At 71.1% G+C, this 16,026-nt stretch carries 13 protein-coding genes; 8 read left to right on the forward strand and 5 right to left on the reverse strand.

The window, feature by feature from the left end; genetic code table 11:
- Positions 1-7 precede the first annotated feature (7 nt).
- From ACIBK8_RS00725 to ACIBK8_RS00745, 5 genes are all read right to left on the reverse strand, one after another.
- Complete coding sequence (locus ACIBK8_RS00725) at positions 8-1,069, reverse strand: ABC transporter ATP-binding protein (RefSeq protein ID WP_399039334.1); 1,062 nt, start codon at positions 1,067-1,069, stop codon at positions 8-10.
- Between the two features lie 11 nt (positions 1,070-1,080).
- Positions 1,081-2,052: an ABC transporter permease gene (locus ACIBK8_RS00730; protein ID WP_393682804.1), complete on the reverse strand. Its 972-nt coding sequence runs from the start codon at positions 2,050-2,052 to the stop codon at positions 1,081-1,083.
- Between the two features lie 113 nt (positions 2,053-2,165).
- On the reverse strand, positions 2,166-3,965 hold the full coding sequence (locus tag ACIBK8_RS00735) for an ABC transporter substrate-binding protein (protein WP_399039336.1): 1,800 nt from the start codon (positions 3,963-3,965) through the stop codon (positions 2,166-2,168).
- A gap of 103 nt (positions 3,966-4,068) precedes the next feature.
- The gene (locus ACIBK8_RS00740) at positions 4,069-5,103 is read right to left on the reverse strand and encodes an ABC transporter permease (RefSeq protein WP_399039337.1); all 1,035 of its coding nucleotides are present in this window, start codon (positions 5,101-5,103) and stop codon (positions 4,069-4,071) included.
- Between the two features lie 395 nt (positions 5,104-5,498).
- Entirely contained in the window at positions 5,499-7,637 is a 2,139-nt protein-coding gene (locus ACIBK8_RS00745) for a prolyl oligopeptidase family serine peptidase (RefSeq protein WP_399039338.1), read from the reverse strand.
- Positions 7,638-8,017: 380 nt separating this feature from the next.
- Here ACIBK8_RS00745 and ACIBK8_RS00750 point away from each other — a divergent pair, with 380 nt between their 5' ends.
- The 8 genes from ACIBK8_RS00750 (at position 8,018) to ACIBK8_RS00785 (ending at position 16,008) form a co-directional block, all read left to right on the forward strand.
- Positions 8,018-8,212, forward strand: a complete 195-nt coding sequence (locus tag ACIBK8_RS00750) for a hypothetical protein (RefSeq protein ID WP_227048305.1) — start codon at positions 8,018-8,020, stop codon at positions 8,210-8,212.
- A gap of 131 nt (positions 8,213-8,343) precedes the next feature.
- On the forward strand, positions 8,344-9,333 hold the full coding sequence (gene mshB / locus ACIBK8_RS00755; protein ID WP_399039339.1) for an N-acetyl-1-D-myo-inositol-2-amino-2-deoxy-alpha-D-glucopyranoside deacetylase: 990 nt from the start codon (positions 8,344-8,346) through the stop codon (positions 9,331-9,333).
- Positions 9,330-9,845 carry a DUF6113 family protein gene (locus ACIBK8_RS00760; RefSeq protein WP_399039340.1) on the forward strand — a complete coding sequence of 172 codons (516 nt, stop codon included), beginning with the start codon at positions 9,330-9,332 and terminating at the stop codon, positions 9,843-9,845. Before mshB ends, ACIBK8_RS00760 begins: the two co-directional genes overlap by 4 nt.
- Positions 9,846-10,060: 215 nt before the next feature.
- A complete protein-coding gene (locus ACIBK8_RS00765) occupies positions 10,061-12,256 on the forward strand; it encodes a hypothetical protein (protein WP_399039341.1) in 2,196 nt (731 codons plus the stop codon).
- Positions 12,257-12,387: 131 nt separating this feature from the next.
- Positions 12,388-13,356 carry an ABC transporter ATP-binding protein gene (locus tag ACIBK8_RS00770; protein WP_399039342.1) on the forward strand — a complete coding sequence of 323 codons (969 nt, stop codon included), beginning with the start codon at positions 12,388-12,390 and terminating at the stop codon, positions 13,354-13,356.
- Positions 13,353-14,090 (forward strand): ABC transporter permease, encoded by a 738-nt coding sequence (locus tag ACIBK8_RS00775; protein ID WP_399039343.1) that lies wholly within the window; start codon positions 13,353-13,355, stop codon positions 14,088-14,090. Before ACIBK8_RS00770 ends, ACIBK8_RS00775 begins: the two co-directional genes overlap by 4 nt.
- Entirely contained in the window at positions 14,087-15,349 is a 1,263-nt protein-coding gene (locus tag ACIBK8_RS00780) for a sensor histidine kinase (protein ID WP_399039344.1), read from the forward strand. Before ACIBK8_RS00775 ends, ACIBK8_RS00780 begins: the two co-directional genes overlap by 4 nt.
- A gap of 53 nt (positions 15,350-15,402) precedes the next feature.
- Complete coding sequence (locus tag ACIBK8_RS00785) at positions 15,403-16,008, forward strand: response regulator transcription factor (protein WP_399039345.1); 606 nt, start codon at positions 15,403-15,405, stop codon at positions 16,006-16,008.
- The last annotated feature ends 18 nt before the right edge of the window (positions 16,009-16,026 follow it).

A 16,026-nucleotide genomic window follows, 5' to 3' on the forward strand; every position in this document is an offset into this window, starting at 1 on the left:
TGGCTCCCTAGCCCAGCCGGGGCTTGATCTGCTCGGTGAAGAAGGTGTGACGCTGCTCGGGCCCGAGGTGGCAGGCGGCGGCCCGGCCGTCGGGCAGCAGCGGCCGGTCCTCGGTGCAACGCCCGCCGCCGACCTCGGTGGTGAAGCCGCAGCGCGGGTGGAAGGCGCAGCCCGACGGGGGGTTGAGCAGGCTCGGCGGCGAGCCGGGGATCGGGTGCAGCGCCTCGTTGACGTCGGAGGAGAGCCGCGGCATGGAGCTCAGCAGGCCCCAGGTGTACGGGTGTTGGGGCTGGGTGAGGATCTCCTTGACGGAGCCGCGCTCCACGGCCCGGCCCGCGTACATCACCAGCAGGTCGTCGGCGGTGTTCGCGACCACGCCGAGGTCGTGGGTGATCAGGATGATGGCGGAGCCGAACTCCTGCTGGAGGTCCTTGAGCAGGTCCAGGATCTGCGCCTGGACGGTGACGTCCAGGGCGGTGGTCGGCTCGTCGGCGATCAGCAGCTCGGGGTTGCAGACCAGCGCCATCGCGATCATCGCGCGCTGGCGCATGCCGCCGGAGAACTGGTGCGGGTAGTCGTCCACCCGCAGGGTCGGCTGCGGGATGCCGACCTTCGTCAGCATCTCGACGGCGCGCTGCCTGCCCTCGCGCTTGGAGGCGCCGGTGTGCTTCATGAACGGCTCGGCGATCTGCCGGCCGACGGTGTAGTACGGCGACAGGGCGGTCAGCGCGTCCTGGAAGATCATGGCCATCTTGTTGCCGCGGAGCTTTTCCAGGGTCTTCTCCCTGGCCCCGGTCAACTCCTGGCCGTCCAGGTGAATTTCGCCGGTGATCTCGGTCGCCTTGGGGTTGTGCAGCCCCAGGACGGCGAGGTTGGTGACGGACTTGCCGGACCCCGACTCGCCGACGATGCCGAGCGTCTGGCCGCGTTCGAGGTCGAAGGAGAGGCCGTCCACCGCCTTGACGATGCCGTCCTCGGTGGAGAACCGCACGTGCAGGTCGCGTACGGAGAGGAAGGGGTCCGACCCGGTCGGGACCGGCGTGCCCTCGGTCGTGGTGAGTGTGGTCACTTCAGGCTCTCCTAGGACAGGCGCACGCGCGGGTCGATGAAGGCGTACGTCGCATCCACGATGATGTTGAACACCAGGATCAGGGCCGCGCTGAAGATCAGCACGCCCAGCACCATGGGCAGATCAAGTGTGGTGACGGAATTGATCGCCAGCCGGCCGATGCCCGCCAGCGAGAAGGTGAACTCGGTGATCATGGCGCCGCCGAACAGCGAGCCGAGGTCCATGCCGAGGATGGTGACGATGGGGATCAGCGAGCCGCGCCAGGCGTAGCGCAGGAAGACGTAACGCGCCGGCATGCCCTTGGCCTTGGCGGTGCGGACGTGCTCCTCCTGGAGCTGCTCGATCATCGTCGAGCGCGACATACGGGTGTACTGCGCGGTGAAGATCGTCGACATCACGAGCCAGGGCAGCAGCAGGCCCATGAACCAGCCGCCGGGGTTGCTGGTGAAGTCCACGTACTTCGGGGACGCCAGCACGCCGCTGTAGACGAAGATGCCGAGCACGATCGGCCCGAGGATGTAGATCTGCACCGAGCTGAGGACCATCGAGACACCGGTGACGGCCTTGTCCAGCACCGTGCCGCGCTTCCACGCGGCGAGCAGACCGGCACCCAGACCGATGACGAGGAAGACGATGGCGCCGCCGATGGCCAGCGAGGCCGTGGTGGGCAGCCGGTCCATCATCGTCGACCAGACGTCCTGCTTGGTGGCGAACGAGTAGCCGAAGCAGGGGGCGCTGCAGTGGCCGATGGTGTAGTCACGGCCGACGAAGATGCCCGAGAGGAAGTCCCAGTACTGCGTCGGCAGGGGCTTGTCGAGCCCGAGGTTCTGGTGGATCAGCGCGACGTTGTCAGCGGTGCAGTTCTTGCCGCAGGACATCAGGGCCGGGTCGCCGACGGCGAAGAACACGAAGAAGGTGACGGCGCTCAGCAGGATGAGGGTGACGATCGCGCCGAACGTCCGGCGAAATAGAAAGGGAAGCATGACAGTTCGCTGCTCTCAGGACGGCGGCGGCTGTGGGCGTGAGGTGGCGGCGAAGGCCCCGGAGGGCGCGCGCTCCGCCGTGCGCGCGCGCTCCGGAATGCCTTCTGTGCTGCTTACTTCTTGAGGAACAGCGTGTTCGGGTCGAGGTAGCTGACGTCGGTGTTGTACCGCGCGCCGCCGATGTTCGAGCCGTACAGCTGGAGCGTCTTGGTGTAGAAGACCGGGGCGGCCGGGTTGACCTTCTCCACGATGTAGTGGTGCAGCTTCTGCCACTCCGCCGTCGCCTTGTCCACATCCGCGATCTTGCTGATGCGGGCGATCTCGGAGTTCACGTGCTTGTCGTCCACGTGCGAGTAGTTCGACGAGCCGTCCTGGATGGTGGTGCCGTCGTACGACGGCGGGATCACCGTGGAGGCGTCCGGCCAGTCCTGGCCCCAGCCGGTCATGTAGATGTCGAAGCCGTTGTCGACCTTGCCCATCTGCTGGTACCAGGAGGCCGCGTCGACCTCCTTCTTCTGCACGTTGAAGCCGGCCTTGTTCAGCGCGTCCTCGATGACGACGGCTTCCTTCTGGCGGGCCTCGGTGTTGGAGTACGCGTAGACGAGCTTCATCCCCGTCTTGCCGGCCTGCTGGAGGAGCTTCTTGGCCTTCTCCGGCTCACCGTTGGGGTGCGTCAGCTTGCCGTAGGGGTCGTAGCCCTTCTTGTAGCCCGCGACGGTCGGGGCGAGCAGGCCGCCCGCGATCTCGCCGCCGTAGGTGCCGCCGTTGATCCGGACGATCTGGCTGTTGGGCAGCGCGTAGGTGATCGCGTCGCGGATCTTCTTGTCCTTGATGCGGTCCATGTTGAAGTTCATCTGCCAGACGTAGGGCTGGTAACCCTGCACCAGGCGCTTGCTGGCGCTCGCGTCCTCCAGCACCTGCTTGGTCGCGTTCGTGTCCACCTGGTTGGTGAGGCTGACCGCGTTCTTGGCCTCGCCCTTGTCGGCCAGCAGGCGCTTGGTGGAGTCCGAAGCCTGGTGGTTGAAGGTGATGTTGTACCCGTCGGGGTACTGGTGGCGCATGGCATCCGTCTTCGGATCCCAGCTCTTGTTCCGCACCAGGTGCATGGACTTGCCGGACTTGAACGACGCGATCTTGTACGGGCCTGAGGAGACCGGTGCGACGTCGTAGTTGTCCTTGGTGTCCTTCGCGCTGTCCGGCACCACGCTGTAGCCCGGCATCGTCAGCGCGTACGGCAGCTGCGACTGCGGCTGCTTGAAGTGGAAGACGATGGTCTTGTCGTCCGGGGTGTCCAGGACGGTCTTGGGCAGGTGGTCACCCTTGTACGGACCGTCCGGCAGCGCCTTGCGGTAGCTGGTGCCGCCGCCCGACAGCCACTGCTGGATGTAGGTGGGGCCGTCGGTGATGAACTTCGCGTACATGCGCTCGACGGTGTGGCGGATGTCCTTCGAGGTGATCGGCGTGCCGTCCTCGAACTTGATGCCGTCCTTGAGCGTGTACTTCCAGGTCTTGCCGCCGTCGGACATGGTGCCCGAGTCGGTGGCGAGGTCGCCGACGACCTTCTCGTTGCCCTTGTCGTCCTGCTGGAAGCTGGTGAGCCCGCGGAATATCAGCTGCGACAGCGACTTCATGTCGCTGACGTACATCTGCGCCGGGTCCAGGTGGTTGTAGCTGTCACGCTGGTAGACGCGGATGGTGCCGCCGGACTTGGCGTCCTTGACGGCCTTGGCCGGGCCCGTGGAGTCGGCGGCCGTGCCGAGCGGCACCGCCTTCGACTGGGTCGCGGCGTCCGCGTCCGTCTGCGACTTGCCCTTGTTGCTGCCGCTGCCGCTGCTGCAACCGGTGAGCGCGAGCGAGCCGGCCGCCAGGGCCACGATCACCGCGCGAGCTCTGCGCGTAGAAAGTGCGTTCATGAGGTCCAAGCACCTGCCTGTCAGTTGGTGTCCAGATGTGCTGCCTGACGCATCCGGTGCGATCCCGGTGCGGGGGCGACAGCAGCCCCCCTCAAGTGGACGGTCAGCGCCCGGATTTGGGATCGAAGGCGTCCCGGACCGAGTCCCCCAGCAGGTTGAAGCACAGCACGAAGATCACCATCGCGGCGCCGGGGAAGAGCAAGAAGGTCGGGTCGTTCTCGTAGATGTCGCCGGCCGTACGGAACAGCCGGCCCCAGTCCGGCGTCGGCTCCATGATGCCGACGCCCAGGTAGGACAGGCCGGCCTCCGCGGTGACGAACAGCGGCAGCATGTAGGTGCTCTGGACGAGAATCGGCGTGACCACGTTGGGCAGCAGTTCCTTGCGGATGATCCGCCAGGGCGAGGCTCCGGTGATCTTCGCCGCCTCCACGAACTCCCGCTCACGCAGCGAGAGCACCTGTCCGCGCAGCAGTCGCGCGAGCCCCATCCAGCCCAGCGCCCACTGCACGAGGATCAGCGCCACCACACGGACGTAGGTGGGGGTCTCGTCGCTCGGCGGGACGAAGATGGCCACGACGACGGGCATGAACGCCACGAACGTCAGCTGGCTGGGGAAGGCGAGCAGGAAGTCGATGACCCGGCCGAGCCAGTAGTCGGCACGTCCGCCCACGTAGCCGGCGGTGACGCCGAGGATGGTGCCGGTGATGACGACCAGGACGGTCACCACCACCGAGATCCCCAGCGAGGTCCGCATGCCGTACAGCAGCTGCGTGAACAGGTCCCGGCCGAGCTGCGGTTCGATGCCGAACCAGAAGTCGCCCGACATGCCGCCGTTGGGGCCTGCGGGGAAGCCGAAGTCGTCGAACAGCGTGGGGTCGTTGCTCCCGTAGAGCGTGTACGGGTCCTTGCCGTAGATCGACGCGATGACCGGTGCCAGCGCGGCGATGACGAAGAAGGCGAGGACGACGATGGCGCAGATCACGCCGGTGCGGTCGCGCTTGAAGCGCGTCCACATCAGCTGGCCGGGGGAGCGGCCGACGAGCTCACCGCCCTTGCCCTTCTTTTCCTTCTTCAGATCCCCCGGCTCCAGTCCAGGGGTTTCGGACTGTGCAGCCGCGGTCTGGGATGGACTAGTCATCGCGAAGTGCCCCCGCGCCGAGTTCTCTTGGAACGTGAAGCGGCACCGATTCGCACCGCTGGATGAGCGGACTTTCGCAAGTGATTTATGGCGGAGTCAAGGGATTCGGGGGTGCTGTCGTGCAGGTCGGTCGCTTCTTGAGCGAAGATTACGCAGATCGGTGCACGGGCGTGCTTGACACGCGTCGGAGATGTACGGCATGAGGGACATATCAGCGCCAACTGCCTTAACATAAAGGCAACTTCACTGTCGCGACACCGATATACGGACGCGCCATGCTGAACTGCGTACGGCCGTGCGGGTGCCGTCGACCGGCCGGGGATGCCCTACAGCACCCCGGCCGGTTCCCGTGGGAGCCGCGCCCGGAGACCGGACGCGCCCGCTCCCGTCGCGGCTCAGACCATCCCCAACGACCGCTTGAGGAAGTCCACCTGGAGCAGCAGGAGGTTCTCCGCCACCTGCTCCTGAGGCGTCATATGAGTCACGCCGGACAGCGGCAGCACCTCGTGCGGGCGGCCGGCGGCCAGCAGCGCGGAGGACAGCCGCAGCGAGTGCGCCACCACGACGTTGTCGTCCGCGAGCCCGTGCACGATCAGCATCGGGCGGTGCGGCTGCGCGGCCCCCGACAGCCCCTCGTCGGTGACCAGCGAGTTCGCCGCGTACGCCGCGGGCTCCTCGTCCGGGTGGCTGAGGTACCGCTCCTGGTAATGGGTGTCGTACAGCCGCAGGTCGGTGACCGGGGCGCCCACCACCGCGGCGTGGAAGACGTCCGGGCGGCGCAGCGCCCCGAGCGCCGCCAGATAGCCGCCGAACGACCAGCCGCGGATGGCCACCCGCCCCAGATCCAGCGGGAATCGGCCGGCCAGCGCCTGGAGCGCGTCGACCTGGTCCTCCAGGGTGACGTCGGCGATCGTCCGGGAGACGCTCTTCTCCCAGGCGGGGGAGCGGCCCGGGGTGCCGCGGCCGTCCGCGACGATCACCGCGAACCCCTGGTCGGCGAACCACTGCGAGGTCAGATGCGCGTTGTGCGCCGCGACCACCCGCTGGCCGTGCGGCCCGCCGTAGGGATCCATCAGGACCGGAAGCGGACCGTCGCCCTCCGTGTAGCCGTCCGGCAGCAGCACCGCGCACGGGATCTCCCGCTCGCCCGCCCGCACCAGCCGGGGACGCGCGGTCAGCCGCGGCTCCTCGGCGTACGAACCGATGGCGGCGAGTGCCCGCTCCGCGCCGTCCGCGCCGAGCCCGACCACCTCGACCCGGGTGCCGGGCCGCTCCAGGCACGCCTGGGACAGCACGGCCACCCGCCCGCCGCGCACCGCGGACGAGACGGTCGGGTACGGGCGCTGCCCGACCCGCTCGCAGCCGCCCTCGTACCGGGCGCGGTAGACCCCGATGTCGTGCATGTCGTCGCCGCTCGCGGAGAAGAGGACGTCGTCATCGCCGATGTCCAGGACGGCGCGGACGTGCAACGGCGCGGAGGACAGCGGACGGTCACCGGCGAACAGCCGCCGGACGCCGCCCTCGTCGGTGATCCGCACCAACTTCCCGTCCGGCGTCCAGGCAGGGACGCCGGGGAACAGCTCGACCCACGTCGCGTCCTCCTCGCTGTGCACCGTGCGGGTCGCGCCGGTCTCCGTGTCGACCGTCAGGTAGTGCTGGGTGCGCTGGTCACGGCTCTGGACGAGCAGCAGCGGCGGCCCGGACGCCGACCAGTGCACCCGCGCGAGGTAGGGGAAGCGATCGTGATCCCAGGTGACGTCGGTGCGGGAGCCGTCGAGGCCGAGCAGGGCGAGGGTGACCTCGGCGTTGGCGGTGCCCGCCGCCGGGTAAGCGACCTCGGCGGGCGCCCGGTCCGGGTGCGCGGGGTCGGCGATCCACCAGCGCTGCACCGGTGCGTTGTCGACCCGGGCGGCCAGCAGTCGGTCGCTCTGCGGCGACCACCAGAAGCCGCGGTGGCGCCCCATCTCCTCGGCGGCGATGAACTCGGCGAGCCCCCAGGTGACTTCGGGCCCGTCCGGCTGCGCCAGCGCACGGTCGCCCTCGCCCCCGTCGCCGCCGTCCGCCGGGGTCACCCGCAGTTCACCGGCCGCGGCGTAGGCGACGTGCCGTCCGTCGGGGGACGGGCGGGGGTCGACCACGGGACCGCGGGCGGGCAGTTCGCGCGCGGTGCCGGCCCGCAGCTCGGAGACGAACAGCCGCCCGGAGAGCGCAAAGGCGGCCAACTCGACCGCGGCGTCCACGGCGTAGCCGACGATGCCTGCCGAGCCGTCCCGGGTGCGTTCGCGGCGGGCCCGCTCCTCGGCGGACAGTTCCTCCTCCGCGCCGGCGAGCAGCGCCCGCGGTTCGGCGGCCGTGAACTCCCGCCCCGTGCCGAGGTCGAGGACCCACAACTGCTGGGTGCGGTCGGTGCCGTCGCCGGATCGGATGAAGACGACACGGGTGCCGTCCGGGGAGATGGCGTAGCCGCGCGGGGCGCCCAGGGTGAAGCGCTGGGTGCGGGCGTGCTGCCGAGGGAAGGGAAGCTGTCCGGTCATACGGGCGAGCCTAGAGTCTCGTGCCGGGCCGGTACGGCATGATCCGGACGAGAGGACATGAATTCCGCGCGGCCGGGCGGGGACCGGCCGATACGCCCCAAGTCGTCGGCGTACGGCGCGAATTCGTCCCCCGGGCGGGCGAGGGGCGTGCGGAGCGGCCCGCAGTGGGTGGGGCTCACGGTGGTCGCACTAGCGAAGATCGCGTGCGCCCCTGTTCTGCTCCCGTGCACCGACATATGCGCGCGCCCGGAAAGTTATGATCCCTTGCGCGTAGTGGGTACGGGGTAAAGAGCCCTTGGCATACCCGGGGAGCGGTTCCGCAGCGGCGGTTCCGCGCCCTCAACTCTGTCCGGTCCGTGCGTACTTGGAGGTGAGCCGCCGTGGCACTCTCGATTTCGGCGGTGGTGCTGCTGGCGATCATCGTCTTCTTGCTGGTCAAGAAGTCCGGGCTGAAGGGCGGGCATGCATTCGTGTGCATGCTGCTGGGCTTCTATCTCGCCAGCTCGTCCGTGGCCCCGACGATCAAGCAGCTGACGACGAACGTCGCCGGGATGCTCGGAGGGATCAAATTCTGAGGTGCGAATTCTGAGGTGCGGCGCGTAGCGCGTGGCGTCCGGTGGCCCGGAGCGGGGGCGGGCCACCGGACGCGCCCGCGCGCCCCTGAGCGCCTGTGCGGGCCCGGCGGGGCGGCTCGTAGGCTGTGGGCATGACCGACCTGCCCGCCCGTTCCCCGCTCCCCTCCGCCCAAGGGAGCGCCGCGCGCCCCGCCGGGGCCCGTCGTCTGCTGCTGGTGCACGCGCACCCGGACGACGAGTCGATCAACAACGGCGTCACGATGGCCACGTACGCGTCCGAGGGCGCCCAGGTCACGCTGGTGACGTGTACCCGTGGCGAAGAGGGCGAGGTCATCCCGCCGGAGCTGGCCCACCTCGCGCCCGACCGCGACGACAGCCTCGGCCCGTACCGCGTCGGCGAACTGGCCGCCGCGATGAAGGCGCTGGGCGTCACCGACCACCGCTTCCTGGGCGGGCCCGGCCGCTACCGCGACTCGGGGATGATGGGCGCGCCCCAGAACGACAGGACCGAGGCGTTCTGGCAGGCGCCCGTCGACGAGGCGGCTGCCCATCTCGTCGCGGTGATCCGCGAGGTCAGACCGCAGGTCCTGGTCACGTACGACCCGAACGGCGGATACGGCCACCCCGATCACATCCAGGCGCACCGCGTCGCGATGCGGGCCGCCGAACTCGCCGGTGACGCGTCCTTCAGGGCCGATCTGGGCGCGGCGTATGCGATCGGGAAGATCTACTGGAACTGCAGCCCCCGCTCGGTGGTCGAGGAGGGCTTCGCCCGGCTGCGCGCCGCGGGGCACACCTTCCCCGGGGTGGCAGCCGTCGACGACGTCCCCGGTGTGGTGCCGGACGCCGACGTCACGGCGTCCATCGAGGGCGACGCCGCGTCGCGGGCGGCCAAGACCGCGGCGATGCGGGCCCATTACACGCAGATCGCGGTCGACGGCCCGTTCTTCGCGCTCTCCAACGACCTGGGACAGCCGCTGTTCGGCACCGAGCACTACCAACTGGTGCACGGCACGTCGGGCGCGGCGGCCGGCGCCCGCGAGGACGACCTCTTCGCGGGCACGGCGGCGGACACGGCGGCCCGTCCGGACGGTGCCGTGAGCCAGGAGGTGGCCCGATGAGCGCGGCGAAGAACGGCGGGGGTGCGGCGAAGAGCGGCGGGGGCCCCGGCGCTTCCCGCGCGCGGGCGGGCGCGGGCGGCGCGTCCGGTGCCCGCACCCCGGGGCCGCCTGCCGGGTCCGGCCCGGCGCAGGCACGGCCGCTGACCCCGGGCCGGGTCGCGCTCTACGTCCTGCTGCTGGTGCTCGGCGTGCTGGTGGCGCCCGCCGGTGCGCTGGTCCAAGCCGCCTGGTTCCCCGGCGGGTTGCTGCTGGCGCTGCTGGGGCTCGGCGGCCTCTTCTACGGGGGCGCCCGCGCGAGCGGCACCGCCGCCGGAGTGCTGCTGCCCGGCGCCGCCTGGCTGGTCACCGTCTTCCTGCTGCTGAGCGACGAGCGGCCGGAGGGTGACTTCCTGTTCGGCGCGGGGCTCGGCTCGTATCTCTTCCTGCTGGGCGGCATCGTGGTGGCTGTGATCTGTGCCACCGCGACCCAGTTGCGGGCCAGCGGTGCGCGACCGGGCCGAGTTGGCGGATGACGTGTCCCATACCGGGACACAAGGTGCGCCGACCGGGGTGAACGCCCCCGGTATCGGGGGTTCGCCCGCGGCGGCGGTCTTCGTACGCTCTTCGGGCGGCCCTCTGCGGCGGACAGTATGGTGGTGCGCGCCGCCGCGCCGCCCTGGGGGCGCCCCCCGGTCCGACGCCCGGGATCATCTCTGACGAGCGGCGGAGCCAACCGGGAGAACCTGCTTTGAGTCGTGAATCTGACAGTTCGTCCTCCGGCCTCCAGGGCCGCGGCAATGCCGCGTATCCCTCGGGGACGCCGCCGTACGGCACGCCCCGGGGGGCGGCCGAGGGAGCGGCGGCGCCCGGTGGGGCGGCGGAGCCCGATGAGCCGAAGACCGAGACCACGCTGACGACGCGGATCAAGATCAACATTCCGGGCTCGCGCCCCATCCCGCCGGTCGTCGTGCGTAAGCCCGTCGGTGAGGAGTCCGGTATGAACGGATCGGCTGACAGCCGCGGTTCCGCGGGGACGTCGAGCGGGCTTCCCCGCCGGCCGGAGCGGACCGAGCGCACCGGCAGCGGTCCGCGCCCCGATGCCCCGGCCGACGGCGCGGCCAAGGGCGGACCCGGCGAGAAGACCAGCGACTGGTTCGCGCCGCGCAAGGGCGCGTCATCGACCACCGGCTCGCATCCGGTCCCGCCCGCACCGGGCGCCTCATCGACCACCGGCTCACACCCGGCGCCGCCCGCACCGGGCGCGCCCGCCGCCCCGCGCGGCTCCGGCACCACCCCGCCGCCCCGCCCCGACCTGCCGTACTTCTCCGACGGCCGGGAACCCCAGGGCGCCTCGCCCCTCGACGGCGGCCAGGACCCGCTCGGCCAGGACCCGCTCGGCCAGGACCCGCTCGGCGGGCCGCGGCCGGACGGTGGCGCCTCCCAGGGCGCCTCGCCGTTCGACACCGGAAACCCGGCGCCCCGGGGCGGCTCGCCCTTCGACGGCGCCGCACCCCTCGGCGGCTCGCCGTTCGACGGTGCCGCGGGCCCCAGCTCCGACCTCAGCCCGTTCGACGCACCCACGGGCCGCGGCCCCAGCGGCCCCACCACGGGACCGGCCCAGGGCTCGACCCCGCTCAACCTCCCGCCCGGCTTCAGCGACCCCGGCGTCCGCGACGACACCGCCGAGCTGACCCCGCAGCCCCCGGCGCCGCCCCTGGCAGGCCCCGGCAGCGGCGTCGGCGGCGGCATCGCGGGCGGGGTGCCCGGCGGCCCGAACGGACCGGCGCCCAAGGGGCCGAAGGGCGGGCCCGACGGCGTGAGCGGCGGCGCCGCACGGGACCGCCTCTCGGGCGACACCCTCGTCAGCGGCATCCCCAAGGTGCCGGGCACGGAAGGCCCCGCGCCCGCCGCGCCCGCGCCCAAGGGCAAGCCCGCGGGTGACGCCGCACCGGCCCCGCGCCCCAAGATCCCCGAGCCGATCAACCCGCCCAAGAAGGGCCGCAGCAAGATCGTGCTGGCCGGTGTCGGCGTCGTCGTGCTGGCCGGCCTCGCGTACGGCGCGGGCCTGCTGCTCGACCACGCCGATGTGCCCAACGGCACCACCGCGCTGGGCGTGGACATCGGCGGCATGGCCAAGGAAGACGCCGTCAAGAAGCTCGAAGGGGCCGTCAAGGACCGCCGCCACCAGCCGCTGAAGCTGACCGTCGACGGCAAGGACAAGTCGCTCGACCCGGGCAAGGCGGGCCTGGACATCGACATCCAGGCGACGGTGCGCGACGCGGCGGGACGGGAATACAACCCCGTGGCCGTCATCAGTTCGCTCTTCGGCGGCACCCGCGCGGCCAAGCCCGCGATGGTCGTCGACGACGAGAAGCTGGAGATCGCGCTCCAGCAGGTCGCCGGGTCATCGGGCGCGAGCGAGGACGGCGGGATCACCTTCGAGAACGGCCGGGCGGTGCCGCACTACGGCAAGCCGCACAAGGCGGTCGACGTCGCGGCGTCCAGGACCAAGGTCACCGACGCCTACCGTGACCGGGTCACGTCCGACACCCGCACCCCGGTGGTGCTGGCCGCCAGTACCCAGCAGCCGAAGGTCGGCAAGGACGCCGTGGACCAGGCGCTCAAGCAGTTCGCCGAGCCCGCCATGTCCGGCCTGATCACGGTCCGTACGGACGCCACGCACGCGGTCTCGTTCAGCCCGCAGAAGTCGATCCCGAAGTTCCTGTCCTTCAAGGTCGCCGAGGGCGGCACCCTCGTGCCGTACTACGACCAGGCGGCCCTGAAGGCGCTCTACGGCGACACCTTCAACGGCGTCCTGCTCACCAAGGGCGACGGCACCAAGAAGCCGGTCGGCCCCAAGGAGGTGGCGAGCGCCGTGCAGCTCGCACTCCAGGGCAAGACCCCGGCGGAGCGGGTGCAGACGATCGGCGCCGACGCGAGCTGAGCCGGACGGAAAACCGCTGGTGGAAGGCCCCTGGGGGATCCCCTAGGGGCCTTCCCCCATGACAGATGTCATGGCTGACTGCGGACAGTCGACACTGCCGCGCGGGCGGCGGCCCAGGAATCCTTGAGGGCATGACGACGACAGCCACCACCACAGCCACCGCGCGCCGCGCGGCCCCGGCGCCCGTGGTCAGCTTTCAGCAGATCAACAAGAGCTACGGCGCGGTCCGCGCGGTGGCCGACCTGAACCTGGAGCTGTACCCGGGCGAAACCGTCGCCCTCCTCGGGCCCAACGGCGCGGGCAAATCCTCCACCCTCGACCTGCTCCTCGGGCTGCGCACCCCGGACTCCGGCAGCCTGACGCTGTTCGGCACCACCCCGCAGCGCGCCATCGAGCAGGGCAAGGTCGGTGCGATGCTGCAGAGCGGCGGCCTGATGGAGGGGGTCAAGGTCAGGGAACTGGTCGGCCTCGCCCGCGACCTGCACCCCCGCGGCTACCCGCTCGACCGGATCCTGGAGACCGCGGGGATCAGCGACATAGCCGACCGGATGGTCGGCAAGCTCTCCGGCGGCCAGGCGCAGCGGGTGCGGTTCGCCCTCGCCACCGCGGGCGCCAACGACCTGATCGTGCTGGACGAACCCACCACCGGCATGGACGTCTCGGCCCGCCAGACCTTCTGGGGAACGATGCGCCGGCAGGCCGACGAGGGCCGTACGGTGCTCTTCGCCACGCACTACCTCGAAGAGGCCGACGCCATCGCCGACCGCGTCATCGTGCTCCAGCGCGGCCGGGTGCTCGCCGACGGCACGTCCGCCGAGATCAAGGCCAAGGCCGGCGCCCGCCGGGTCACCTTCGACCTCGACGGCACCATCGACCGCGACACCCTCGGCGCCCTGCCGTGCCTGACCTCCCTGGAGGTCTCGGGACGCACCGTCCGCATCCAGTCCCAGGACGCCGACGCGACCGTGCACGCCGTCTACGGCCTCGGCCTCTACCCGCACAACCTGGAGGTCGCGGGACTCGGCCTGGAGCAGGCGTTCATCGCCATCACCACGGCGTCCGAAGCGACCGCCACCACCGCCGAGGAGACGGCACGATGACCACCCTGATCAAGCTGGAAATCCTCCGCGCGCTGCGCAACAAGAAGTTCATGTTCTTCTCGGTGATCTACCCGCCGGCGCTCTACATGATCATCGCGGGCGGCGCCGACAGCACGCCGATCCCCGGCACGAAGCTGGACATGGGCCTCTATTTCATGGTCTCCATGGCCGCGTTCGGCGCCATGACGGCCGTCCTGCTCGGCAACTGCGAGCAGATCGCCAAGGAACGCGAGAAGGGCTGGGTACGCCAGCTCCGGCTGACCTCGCTGCCCGGACGCGGCTACGTCTCCGCCAAGATCGCCGCGGCGGCCACCGTCAGCCTGCCCTCCATCGTCCTGGTGCTGGTCATGGGCGCCGCCGTCAAGGGCGTACGGCTCGAAGCCTGGCAGTGGGCCGCCATCGCCATCGGCACCTGGCTGGGCAGCTTCGTCTTCGCCGCACTGGGCGTCGCCATCGGCTACCTCGTCTCCGGCGACGCGGTCCGCCCCGTCAGCATGATCTGCTACTTCGGCCTGGCCGTCTGCGGCGGCCTGTGGATGCCGCTGACGATCCTGCCCCAGTGGGTGCAGAACATCGCCGAGTGGATACCGACCCACGCGTACGCTGCCCTGGGCACCGCCGTCGAAGCCGGCAGCGCCCCGCACGTGAAGGACATCGCGATCCTGCTCGGCTACCTGCTGGTCTTCGCCGGCGGCGCGGCCTGGCTGTACCGCAAGGACACCCGGAAGGCATGAGGACGGTGACGACGAAGAGCACGCCGGACGACCCCAACCCGGTCAGGATCGGGCAGGCGCCCACCACCCGGCGCCAGGTCGTCGCGAAGGTGTTCTGGACAGCCATCTGGCTGGTCTACTTCGCCGGGCCGGTGGCCGAGCTCTTCCGCAGCGGCACGTCCGCCGCCGCCCGCGTCCTGGGCGGCGCGGGCCTCGCCCTCTTCGTCGTGGCCTACTTCGCGCTGGTCTTCCGGCACATGTGGCGCGGGGTGTCGCTGTCCTTCATCTACGGCGTGCTCGCCCTCCTGCTGACGCTGTCCACCGTGCTCTCCTGGACACTCGGCTTCAGCTGGCTGGTGCTGTTCATCTTCACGTCGGTGGTGTCCGGCGTCGTCCTGCCCTGGCAGCACGCCCGCTGGGCCGTACCGGTCGCCACCCTCGTGCTGCTCGCCGTCGGCGCGCGCTTCCCCGAGATCCGCGGCTACTACCTCTTCGCCTACGGACTCCCGGCGATGGGCAGCGGCTACACCATGGTCGGCGTGCAGTACCTGATCCGTACGACCAAGGAACTGCGCGCCGCCCGCGAGGAGGTCGCCAGGCTCGCCGCCAACGAGGAGCGGCTGCGGCTCGCCCGCGACCTGCACGACCTCCTGGGGCACTCGCTCTCCCTGATCACGCTCAAGAGCGAACTGGCGGGCCGGATGCTGCCGGACAAGCCCGACGCGGCGGCGTCCCAGGTCGCCGACATCGAACGGGTCAGCAGACAGGCGCTGGTGGACGTGCGGGAGGCCGTCACCGGCTACCGCAGGCCCCGGCTGGCCGTCGAGCTGGCCGGGGCCCGCGCCGCGCTGCGCACCGCCGGCATCACCGCCACCGTCGACCCCGCCCTGGAGTCCGGGCACCACGGCCTCGCGGCCGACGGGGAAGGCGCGCTGGCCTGGGCGCTGCGCGAGTCCGTCACCAACGTCGTACGGCACAGCGGGGCCCGGCGCTGCGAGGTGCTGCTGGCCGAGGAGTGGGAGGCCGACGAACGCCGTTACCTGTGCCTGACCGTGCTCGACGACGGCACAGGACCGCCCCGCGTCCCGCACGAAGGCAACGGCCTGACCGGGCTGCGCGAGCGCCTCGCCCTGGCCGACGGACGCCTGGAGACCGGGCCCGCGCCGCACGGCCACGGCTTCGCGCTGCGCGCCTTCGTCCCGTGCGCGGCGGGCGGCCCGCCGGACGGCGCCGGCACCGAACCGGTGGCCTCGCCCGCGCCCCTCAACGACCCCGCGTAGACGTGGGTTCCCCACCCCCGACCGGGCCGGACACACGCTCTAAGCTGGCCCGCATGATCCACCTGCTGCTGGCCGAGGACCAGTCCATGGTCCGCGAGGCGCTGGCCGCGCTGCTGTCCCTGGAGGACGACCTGGAGGTCGTCGCCCAGGCCGCCCGCGGCGACGAAGTGCTGCCCGCGGCCCGCGCCAGGGCCGTCGACGTGGCCCTGCTGGACATCGAGATGCCCGGGATGAGCGGCCTGGACGCAGCCGCCGCGCTTCGCGCCGAGCAGCCGCACGTGAAGATCGTCATCCTCACCACCTTCGGCCGCCCCGGCTATCTGCGCCGCGCCATGGAGTCGGGCGCCGACGCCTTCCTGGTCAAGGACGCCCCCGCCGCCCGGCTCGCGGACGCGGTACGCCGGGTGCTGCGCGGCGAGCGGGTCATCGACCCGGTGCTGGCAGCCGCGGCGCTCGCCGACGGCGCCAGCCCGCTGACCGACCGCGAACGCGACGTGCTGCGCTGCGCGTCGGGCGGCGCCACCAACGCCGAGATCGCCGGCACCCTGAGCCTCTCCCAGGGCACCGTCCGCAACTACCTCTCCACCGCCATCCAGAAGACCGGCGCCCGCAACCGCGCCGAAGCGGTCCGTACCGCACGCGACAAGGGCTGGCTCTGAGGGCCCGCGCCCCGGGCC

It is taken from the genome of Streptomyces sp. NPDC050161 (assembly GCF_044460025.1).
Classification (GTDB): Bacteria; Actinomycetota; Actinomycetes; order Streptomycetales; family Streptomycetaceae; genus Streptomyces.

What these genes read in the sequence shown, in the direction of transcription:
- ACIBK8_RS00785 (WP_399039345.1), top strand. Translation starts at nt 15,403, where the DNA reads ATGATCCACCTGCTGCTGGCCGAGGACCAGTCCATGGTCCGCGAGGCG.
- ACIBK8_RS00780 (WP_399039344.1), top strand. Translation starts at nt 14,087, where the DNA reads ATGAGGACGGTGACGACGAAGAGCACGCCGGACGACCCCAACCCGGTC.
- ACIBK8_RS00730 (WP_393682804.1), bottom strand. Translation starts at nt 2,052, where the DNA reads ATGCTTCCCTTTCTATTTCGCCGGACGTTCGGCGCGATCGTCACCCTC.
- mshB (WP_399039339.1), top strand. Translation starts at nt 8,344, where the DNA reads ATGACCGACCTGCCCGCCCGTTCCCCGCTCCCCTCCGCCCAAGGGAGC.
- ACIBK8_RS00735 (WP_399039336.1), bottom strand. Translation starts at nt 3,965, where the DNA reads ATGAACGCACTTTCTACGCGCAGAGCTCGCGCGGTGATCGTGGCCCTG.
- ACIBK8_RS00775 (WP_399039343.1), top strand. Translation starts at nt 13,353, where the DNA reads ATGACCACCCTGATCAAGCTGGAAATCCTCCGCGCGCTGCGCAACAAG.
- ACIBK8_RS00745 (WP_399039338.1), bottom strand. Translation starts at nt 7,637, where the DNA reads ATGACCGGACAGCTTCCCTTCCCTCGGCAGCACGCCCGCACCCAGCGC.
- ACIBK8_RS00740 (WP_399039337.1), bottom strand. Translation starts at nt 5,103, where the DNA reads ATGACTAGTCCATCCCAGACCGCGGCTGCACAGTCCGAAACCCCTGGA.
- ACIBK8_RS00770 (WP_399039342.1), top strand. Translation starts at nt 12,388, where the DNA reads ATGACGACGACAGCCACCACCACAGCCACCGCGCGCCGCGCGGCCCCG.
- ACIBK8_RS00760 (WP_399039340.1), top strand. Translation starts at nt 9,330, where the DNA reads ATGAGCGCGGCGAAGAACGGCGGGGGTGCGGCGAAGAGCGGCGGGGGC.